Annotated in this window: 10 protein-coding genes; all 10 read left to right on the top strand. The window is 62.0% G+C overall.

Going from position 1 to position 8,318, the window contains the following annotated elements; translation table 11 throughout:
- Nucleotides 1–470: fumarylacetoacetate hydrolase family protein (locus I8N66_RS15595; protein WP_291154988.1), on the top strand; the 470-nt coding region annotated here is incomplete at its 5' end.
- A 3-nt stretch (nt 471–473) separates the two neighbouring features.
- Nucleotides 474–1,277: a 2-oxo-hept-4-ene-1,7-dioate hydratase gene (gene hpaH / locus I8N66_RS15590; RefSeq protein ID WP_291154987.1), complete on the top strand. Its 804-nt coding sequence runs from the start codon at nt 474–476 to the stop codon at nt 1,275–1,277.
- Nucleotides 1,278–1,285: 8 nt separating this feature from the next.
- Complete coding sequence (gene hpaI / locus I8N66_RS15585) at nt 1,286–2,098, top strand: 4-hydroxy-2-oxoheptanedioate aldolase (protein WP_291154985.1); 813 nt, start codon at nt 1,286–1,288, stop codon at nt 2,096–2,098.
- Nucleotides 2,099–2,206: 108 nt separating this feature from the next.
- Entirely contained in the window at nt 2,207–2,467 is a 261-nt protein-coding gene (locus I8N66_RS15580) for a ribbon-helix-helix domain-containing protein (protein WP_291154965.1), read from the top strand.
- Nucleotides 2,467–2,742, top strand: coding sequence for a type II toxin-antitoxin system RelE/ParE family toxin (locus I8N66_RS15575; protein ID WP_291155036.1), 276 nt, complete (start codon nt 2,467–2,469; stop codon nt 2,740–2,742). The genes I8N66_RS15580 and I8N66_RS15575 overlap by 1 nt, the downstream gene beginning before the upstream one ends.
- Before the next feature lie 101 nt (nt 2,743–2,843).
- Nucleotides 2,844–4,076 carry a peptidase T gene (gene pepT / locus I8N66_RS15570; RefSeq protein WP_291154964.1) on the top strand — a complete coding sequence of 411 codons (1,233 nt, stop codon included), beginning with the start codon at nt 2,844–2,846 and terminating at the stop codon, nt 4,074–4,076.
- Nucleotides 4,077–4,172: 96 nt separating this feature from the next.
- On the top strand, nt 4,173–5,105 hold the full coding sequence (locus I8N66_RS15565; protein ID WP_291154963.1) for an AraC family transcriptional regulator: 933 nt from the start codon (nt 4,173–4,175) through the stop codon (nt 5,103–5,105).
- A 227-nt stretch (nt 5,106–5,332) separates the two neighbouring features.
- A complete protein-coding gene (locus I8N66_RS15560; RefSeq protein ID WP_291154961.1) occupies nt 5,333–6,610 on the top strand; it encodes a sugar ABC transporter substrate-binding protein in 1,278 nt (425 codons plus the stop codon).
- Nucleotides 6,611–6,703: 93 nt separating this feature from the next.
- Nucleotides 6,704–7,564: a sugar ABC transporter permease gene (locus I8N66_RS15555; protein ID WP_291154959.1), complete on the top strand. Its 861-nt coding sequence runs from the start codon at nt 6,704–6,706 to the stop codon at nt 7,562–7,564.
- Nucleotides 7,564–8,318, top strand: a 755-nt coding sequence (locus I8N66_RS15550) for a carbohydrate ABC transporter permease (RefSeq protein ID WP_291154957.1), incomplete at its 3' end; no start/stop codon positions are given. The genes I8N66_RS15555 and I8N66_RS15550, both read left to right, overlap by 1 nt.

The following is an 8,318-nucleotide window of genomic DNA, read 5'->3' as shown; positions in this document are numbered from 1 at the left end:
AGATCGTCATCGTCATCGGGAAGGGCGGCCGACGCATTCCCGAGGTGAGCGCACTCGACCATATCGCGGCACTTTCGCTCTCAAACGAAGGCACGATCCGCGACTGGGTGCGCCACGCCAAGTTCAACGTCACCCAGGGCAAGAACTTCGACCGCACCGGCTCGATCGGCCCCTGGCTGGTGCCTTTCACTGACGAAGCCCAACTCGCCGATATCAAACTTGAAACCCGGGTGAACGGCGAGGTGCGCCAGCAGGACCGTACCAGCCGGATGATCTTCTCCTTCCGCAAGATCATCAACTATGTCTCGACCTTCACGACGCTGGTTCCCGGCGACGTGATCCTCACCGGCACGCCGACCGGCGCCGGCGCCCGCTTCGATCCGCCGATCTGGCTGAAGCCGGGCGATGTCGTCGAGGTCGCAGCCGAAGGCATCGGCACGCTCATCAACCCTGTCGCCGACGAGGCCTGAACCATGCTCGACAAGATCCAGATCGAGGCGGCCGCGACGGCACTCGATACCGCCGAACGCGAACGCGTCCAGACCGGACTGCTGTCGCTCCAGCACCCTGAAATGACCATGGACGACGCCTATGCGGTGCAGGCCGCCTGGGTGAATAAGAAGATCGCCGCCGGACGCCGGGTGATCGGCTGGAAGATCGGCCTCACCTCCAAGGCCATGCAATATGCGCTGAACATCGACATTCCCGATTCCGGCGTGCTCTTCGATGACATGCTGTTTGAGGATGGCGCGCGCATTCCGGGCGATCGCTTCATCCAGCCTCGCACCGAGGCCGAGATCGCCTTCGTAATGAAGGCGCCGCTGACCGGCCCCAACGTCACCGTCTTCGACGTGTTGAATGCCACCGACTATGTGACGCCGGCGCTCGAAATCCTCGACACACGGATCCTGCGGGTCGATCCGGAAACGAAGAAGGCGCGCACGATCGTCGATACCATCTCCGACAACGCCGCCAATGCCGGCATCGTGCTCGGCGGGCGGCAGATGCGGCCCGATGCGATCGACATGCGCTGGATGGGCGCGATCGTCTCGCGCAATGCCGAGGTAGAGGAGACCGGGCTCGGCGCCGGCGTGCTCAACCATCCGGCCCGCGGCATCGCCTGGCTTGCCAATCGTCTCTCCCTTTACGGAGACCGTATCGACGCAGGACAGATCGTGCTGGCCGGCTCCTTCATCCGCCCCGTTGAGGCCCGCCACGGCGACACCATCGTCGCCGATTTCGGACCATCCGGCACTGTCAGCTGCTTCTTCGAATAGGACCGACCATGCCCGCTCCGCGCAATCCGTTCAAACAGGCCCTTGCCGAGAAGCGTCCGCAGATCGGCCTCTGGCTGGCGCTTGCCAATCCCTATACGGCCGAGGTCTGCGGCGGCGCCGGCTTCGACTGGCTGCTGCTTGACGCCGAACATGCGCCCAACGACGTGCCGCTTCTGGCAGCGCAACTCCAGGCACTTTCGGCCTCGCCAAGCCATGCCATCGTCCGCCCGCCGATCGGCGAGACCTGGATGATCAAGCAGATCCTCGATATCGGCGCGCAGACGCTGCTGGTGCCGATGGTTGAAAGCGCCGAACAGGCCCGCGCCCTGGTGCACGCCGTGCGCTACCCGCCCCATGGCGTGCGCGGCGTCGGCGCCGCCCTTGCCCGGGCATCCGCCTTCAATCGCATTCCGGACTATTTGCAGACCGCCAATGACGAAGTCTGCCTGCTGGTGCAGATCGAAAGCCGGGCCGGGCTTGCCGCCCTCGACGAGATCGCCACGACCGACGGCGTCGACGGCGTCTTCATCGGGCCGGCGGATCTGGCAGCCGACATGGGCTTCCTCGGCAAGCCGGGCGCGCCCGAGGTTCAACAGGCAGTCGAAGCGGCGCTTATTCGCATCCAGTCGCATGGCAAGGCGGCCGGTATCCTCACCTCCGACCACGCGCTCGCATTCCGCTATCTCGAGCTCGGCGCCACCTTCGTCGCCGTCGGCAACGACGTGAGCCTGCTGGTTGGTGCAACGTCCAAGCTCGCCGCGGAGTTCAAGGGTGACAGTGGCGATGCCGGAACGACGGGGCGTTCGGGCGGGACTTACTAGGATACCGGCGATCTCGTGCCGCCGCCCGATAGACGGAGCCAAGCACTAAACATCATCGACTTAATCAAATTCAATCTCTATGATTAAATCTGATTAAAGGAGATGCACATGGAAACGAAAGTGCTAACGGCGCACGTTCCGCTGTCGCTTGCAGAAAAGGTGGATCAGCTTGCGACCCGCCTGGAGCGGCCACGCGGCTGGATCATCAAGCAGGCGCTTGCGGCCTGGGTCAGCCAGGAAGAAGAGCGACGCCGTTTGACGCTTGAGGCGCTTGCCGATGTCGATGCCGGAAACGTCATCGATCATCAGGCCATGCAGGCCTGGGCCGACAGCCTCGACAGCGACAAACCGCTCCCCGTTCCGCAATGATGGAACTGAAATGGACGGCAAAGGCCTCGTCCGATTTGGGGCGCCTTTTCGAATTCCTGGCCCCCGTCAACAGGAGGGCGGCGGCACGGACGGTGCAGTCCCTAATTTCGGCGCCGTCCCATCTGATCGAACAGCCTCGCCTCGGGGAACGCCTGGACGAATTCGCGCCCCGCGAAGTTCGTCGCTTGCTCGTTGGACACTATGAGATGCGCTACGAGATAAAGCAGTCAACGATCTTTATCTTGCGCATCTGGCACACACGCGAAGACCGCTGAGCCAAGATGTTTCCGCTCGACACACCGCCACCGAATCCAGTTTGAGGAATCATGACGCGGGAGTATAGCGGTCTGACGCTCACCTTCTTTGGATTCCCGCCATGACCGATACCGTTCTCGACCGCTTCCTTCGTTATGTCGTCATCGACACCCAGTCTGACGCCAGGTCGAAGACGCAGCCTTCCACGGAAAGGCAGAAGAACCTCGGGCGGGTGCTCGTCGAGGAATTGCTGGCGATCGGCCTTGCCGACGCGCATCTCGATGAAAACGGCTATGTCTACGCCACCGTTCCTTCGAACGTGGACAAGCCGGTGCCGGTAATCTGCTGGTGCTCGCACATGGACACGGCACCGGATTTCACCGGTACGAACGTCAAGCCGCAGATCGTCCGCAACTATCAGGGCGGAGATATCAAGCTCACAGGCGATCCGCAGCAGGTGATCCGAGTCGCCGACCATCCTGTCCTCAACGACCAGATCGGCAATGACATCGTTACCACCGACGGCACGACGCTGCTCGGCGCCGACGACAAGGCCGGGCTTGCGGAGATCGTCACAGCCGCGCAGGTCCTCATCGACAACCCCGATATCAAGCACGGCACGATCAAGCTGCTCTTCACGACAGACGAGGAGATCGGCCGCGGTGTCGACAAGGTCGACTTGAAGAAGCTCGGTGCCGAGTTCTGCTATACGGTCGACGGCGAAACCGCAGGCCATATCGAGGACGAGACCTTCTCTGCCGATGGCGTCGAGATCGTCATTCATGGCGTGGCGATCCATCCGGGCTTTGCCAAGGACAAGATGGAAAACGCCATCAAGATCGCCGGCAATATCATTAGCCGGCTGCCGCGCGAGGTTTCGCCCGAGGGCACCGAGGGTCGCGACGGCTTCGTGCATCCGACCGGCGTGACCGGCTCGATGGACAAGGCGCAGCTCGGCCTCATCGTGCGCGATTTCGACGAGGCGGGCTTGGCCTCGAAGGAAGCGATGCTCGAAGGCATCGTCAAGGACGTCATGACGGCTTATCCGGGCTCGACCTACAGCTTCGAGGTCAAGCAGCAGTATCGCAATATGAAGGCCATCCTCGACCGTCACCCGGAGATCGTCGAGCATGCCATCGAGGCGATCCGCCGCGCCGGCATGCAGCCAGTGCGCGGCAGCATCCGCGGCGGCACCGACGGTTCGCGGCTCTCCTTCATGGGCCTACCCTCTGCCAACCTTTTCGCCGGTGGCCACGCCTTCCACTCGCCGCTCGAATGGGTCAGCCGCCAGGACATGGAGCGGAGCGTGAAGACGCTGGTTGAACTGGCGAAGATCTGGGCGGAGCGCGCCTGAGATAACTCCAGAAAGCGGACAGCTCGGGCGCAGTAGACAGCCGCCCTTTTCTCCAAGGAGACGACAGATAGCCACGAGGCGAGCGAGGTTCAGGCGATGAGGACGGCGCGAGGCTCCAAGCGTGCGTCGGCAAAGCCCGCTTCGCTCGCGACCAACCCGCCGACCTTCGAGCACATCGTCACCGGCGTCAACGAGACCTTCCTCTGGCGTCTCGACAACTACCCCTGGGAGCGCAATGTCTGGAACTTCCATCCGGAGATCGAGATTCATCTCATCCGGAACGCATCAGGCCTCGCCTTCGTCGGCGATCATATCGGCCAGTTCGGGCCGGGATATCTGACCGTCATCGGCAGCAACCTGCCGCATGACTGGGTGACGGTCACGGAACCCGGCGAAGTGATCGAAGGACGCGATATCGTCATCCAGTTTCACCCGGACCGGATGCGCGAAATCACCGATACACTGCCTGAATTCGCAGAGCTCGAAGCGTTTTTCACGCGAGCCGAACGCGGCCTGGTGTTTCGTGGTGAAACCTGCGCCAAGGGCGCGGATCTTATCGAACGCATGGGCAGCCTGAAAGGGCTTTCGCGCCTCACGCTGTTCATCCAGTTGCTCGATCTTCTCGTCAACACCGAGGAATATGAACTGCTCTCCTCGCCGGAGTTCGCGCCGGAACTCGACCAGCAGTCGCTCGACGTGCTGCGCGGCGCACTGGCCTTCATCTACGAGAACATTGCCACGGAAATCCACCTTGTCGACCTCGCCAGGCGAGCCGGCATGAGCGAGACTGCGTTTTCCCGTTTCTTCAAGAAGAACACCGGCAACACCTTTACCGACCACGTCAACAAGCTGCGCATCTGGCAGGCCTGCAAGCTGCTCGCCGAAACCGACATGCCGATCACCGATATCTGCTTTGAGGTCGGCTACCTCAACATCTCCAATTTCAATCGCACCTTCCTGCGCCAGCACAAGATGACGCCGTCGGCCTATCGGCGCCTGACAGGCCAGCGCCGTACTTCCCGTTCTTAGGTGGAGCTTTCGGGCAGCAACGATGAATCCTTGCATTTGCTGCGTTGCAAATAGACTTTCAAGAGCAGAATTGCGCATGAAAGTATAGAACTGGCGCATCACGCACGCTAGTTCGGCGCACCACAAGGCCTATCATCGAACCCAGCGAAACGGTTCGCTATGAGGAAAACGCACCGGATCTGAGGAGTATCCGGCGCGCATCGCAGACCTGGGGAGGTCTTTTCAAAATGACAAAAGCCAAGACGCTCGTTTCGAGCATCGCCTTCGCATGCCTTTTTTCCACCGGCCTGACGACGCTTGCGGTCGCTGCCGAATGCTCGGGCACGATCAAGGTGCTCGCCCAGCCGCGCGACGGGCTGACGCTTCTCGAGGACTACAAGTCCGAATTCGAGAAGCTATCCGGCGGCGCATCCTTCGAGATCGACTATCTCAATGAAAACGACCGGCGCGCCAAGACCAAGGCCGACGCCTCGACCATCGGCAAGTACAACGTCTATTACATCGACGAAGCCAATGTGGCGCTCTTTGCATCCGCCGGCTGGGTCGCGCCGCTGATGGATTATTATCCCGCGGACTACGACTATGCCGATTTCGATCCCGGCCGGCAGAAGGTTGCGACCTATGACGGCAAGGTCTGGTTTGCGCCGATCACTGGCGGCGGCGACCTGATGGTCTACCGCAAGGACCTGCTGGAAGCGGCCGGCATCACGCCGCCGAAGACGCTCGACGAATACATTGCTGCGGTCAAGAAGCTCAACCAGCCCGACCAGGGCATCTACGGTACGGCGCTGCGCGGGCAGCGCGGTTCCGGCGCCAATGTCTGGCGCTGGATGCCCTTCTTCAAGGGGTTCGGCGGCAACTGGTTCGACGGCAAGACGCCGGTCTTCGACGGCGAACAGGCGATCAAGGCGACCGAAACCTATCTCGAACTCTTCAAGTACTCGGCACCGGGTAGCCAGACGGGCGGCTGGGACGAAGCAGTCGGTGCTTTTACCTCCGGCCAGGTGGCGATGCTGATCGAATCCACACCGCTCGTCGGCATGGCGATCGATCCTAAGTCGTCCAAGGTCGCAGGCAAGGTCGGCTACCTGCCGCCGCCGGCACCGCTGACGGGCGGCGGTTACGGCCATGGTCTCGCGATCGGCATGAAGGCCAACAAGGATGAAGCCTCCAAGGCCTGCGCCGGTCTGTTCATTGCCTGGGCGACCTCGAAGGAGAATGAGGCGCGGCGGCTTGAAGCCAACCAGTTCAGCGAGCTCAACCGCACCAGCATCATGACCAGCCCAAAATTTGCGGAACTCTATGGTCCCGATCTCGGCCAGGCGCTCGCCGATACCGGAAAGGTCACCGCCGTCAACTTCTGGCAGAACCCGCAATGGCCTGATCTTGGCGACCGCTGGGGTATCATCCTCGAAGAGCTGATCACAGGCACGCGCACCGATATCAAGGAAGGCCTCGACGAACTCGACGGCTTCGCCAAGGACCTGGTTGCCCGCAGCCAGTGAGCCGCTTCCTCCCAAGGACCATCGGCCGGCGAAAGCCGCGCCGGTGGTCCGCACCATCGGGGGCGTTCAAAGCCCAGCCGTAGGACTGATCACATGAAGCAGACAAACAGCCTGCCGGCGGTATTCCTTACCCCGGCCATGGGGATCCTTGCCGTTCTCGCCCTCGTGCCGACGGCCTATGCGATCTACATATCCTTCCAGAACCGGGAACTCAGCCGTCCGGACGGCAGCTTCATCGGCTTCGCCAACTATATCGACCTGTTCTCGGATCGCCGCTTCGTCAACGCCATCGGCGTCTCCTTGACCTGGGAAGCGGTGACCGTCGGCATGACCCTCGTCATCGCCGTGGGCTTGGGCATTCTGCTCTTCGAATGCGTGTCGCCGCGCACGCGCAATCTGCTGGCGCTGTTGTTCCTGGTGCCCGTGATCCTGCCGCGGGTTTCGGCCGCCTTCGTCTGGAAGTTCGCTTTCCATCCACTCTATGGCATCGCCACCTATCCCTATAAGGCGATCACCGGGCAGCCGCTTGACCTGCTCTCCAATCCGGCAACGGCACTTGCAACGGTCGCATTGGTCGATGTCTGGCAATGGGGACTGTTCTTCGCCGTCATCGTGCTGAAGCTCCTGGAAACGCTACCGCCCCAGCCGTTCGAAGCCGCCCGCCTCGACCACGCCCGCACCTGGGAGATCTACGCCTTCATCGCCCTTCCGATGCTGAAGGCGCCGCTGATCTCGCTCGCCTTCGTCAAGATGATCGAGTCGCTGCGCGCCTTCGACCTGATCTACGTCATGACGCGCGGCGGACCGGGGATCACGACCGAAACGCTCGACATGTACGCCTTCTCCCAGGGTTTCATCGAGTCCGGCCGCATCTCCTACGCCTCCAGCATGGCGGTTCTGATGATGATCGCCACGTCGATCGCCTTCACCTTCATCTGGAAGAGGGTTCAGTGATGACCGCCCACGCCCTTGGCCGCCTCTTTGGCCGGTTGATCCTTGCCGGTGCTGCCTTCTCGGCCGTGTTTCCGATGTTCTGGACCGCGCTCAACGCCTTCAAGAACCGCGTCGACATCGTGACGCCGACACCGCTTTTCTTCTTCGAGCCGACACTCGACAACTTCGCCTACGTGCTTGGTCGCGAAAGCGTCTTTGCCGGCCTCGTCAATTCGCTGCTGATTTCGGGCGCCTCGGTGCTGATCGGTGCCGCCCTTGGTCTACCCGCCGCCTATGCCATCGCGCGCTATCCCAACCGCTGGTCGCGCGACATCCAGTTCTTCGTCCTGTCGCTGCGCTTCCTGCCGCCTGTGGCGATCGCCATTCCGCTGATGGTGATCTGGCTCGATTTCGGCCTCTATGACACCCGCCTGTCGATGATCGTCACCTATTCGCTGCTGACGCTCGCGACCGTCATCTGGCTGAGCGTCCCGGCCTTCGCCCGGGTGCCGAAGGAAGTCGAGGAGGCCGCTCGCGTCGATGGCTATGGCCCCTATGCGATCTTCTTCCTGATCGCGCTGCCTATCGCGCTGCGGTCGCTGATTGGAGCCGTCGCCTTTGCCTTCGTGCTCGTCTGGAACGAGTTCCTGATCGCACTGATGCTGACGACATCCGACGCCAAGACGCTGCCGATCGTCGCTTCGGAACTGACCCAGCTCGGCCGCGACGTGCCCTGGGGCATCCTCAACGCATCCGTGGTGCTGCTCTCCATCCC

The organism is Ensifer sp. SSB1 (assembly GCF_016652895.1).
Taxonomy (GTDB): Bacteria; Pseudomonadota; Alphaproteobacteria; order Rhizobiales; family Rhizobiaceae; genus Ensifer.
Note: the sequence above shows the minus strand (reverse complement) of the source record. Positions and strands in the feature narration are given on the sequence as shown.

What these genes read in the sequence shown, in the direction of transcription:
- hpaH (WP_291154987.1), top strand. Translation starts at nt 474, where the DNA reads ATGCTCGACAAGATCCAGATCGAGGCGGCCGCGACGGCACTCGATACC.
- hpaI (WP_291154985.1), top strand. Translation starts at nt 1,286, where the DNA reads ATGCCCGCTCCGCGCAATCCGTTCAAACAGGCCCTTGCCGAGAAGCGT.
- I8N66_RS15580 (WP_291154965.1), top strand. Translation starts at nt 2,207, where the DNA reads ATGGAAACGAAAGTGCTAACGGCGCACGTTCCGCTGTCGCTTGCAGAA.
- I8N66_RS15575 (WP_291155036.1), top strand. Translation starts at nt 2,467, where the DNA reads ATGGAACTGAAATGGACGGCAAAGGCCTCGTCCGATTTGGGGCGCCTT.
- pepT (WP_291154964.1), top strand. Translation starts at nt 2,844, where the DNA reads ATGACCGATACCGTTCTCGACCGCTTCCTTCGTTATGTCGTCATCGAC.
- I8N66_RS15565 (WP_291154963.1), top strand. Translation starts at nt 4,173, where the DNA reads ATGAGGACGGCGCGAGGCTCCAAGCGTGCGTCGGCAAAGCCCGCTTCG.
- I8N66_RS15560 (WP_291154961.1), top strand. Translation starts at nt 5,333, where the DNA reads ATGACAAAAGCCAAGACGCTCGTTTCGAGCATCGCCTTCGCATGCCTT.
- I8N66_RS15555 (WP_291154959.1), top strand. Translation starts at nt 6,704, where the DNA reads ATGAAGCAGACAAACAGCCTGCCGGCGGTATTCCTTACCCCGGCCATG.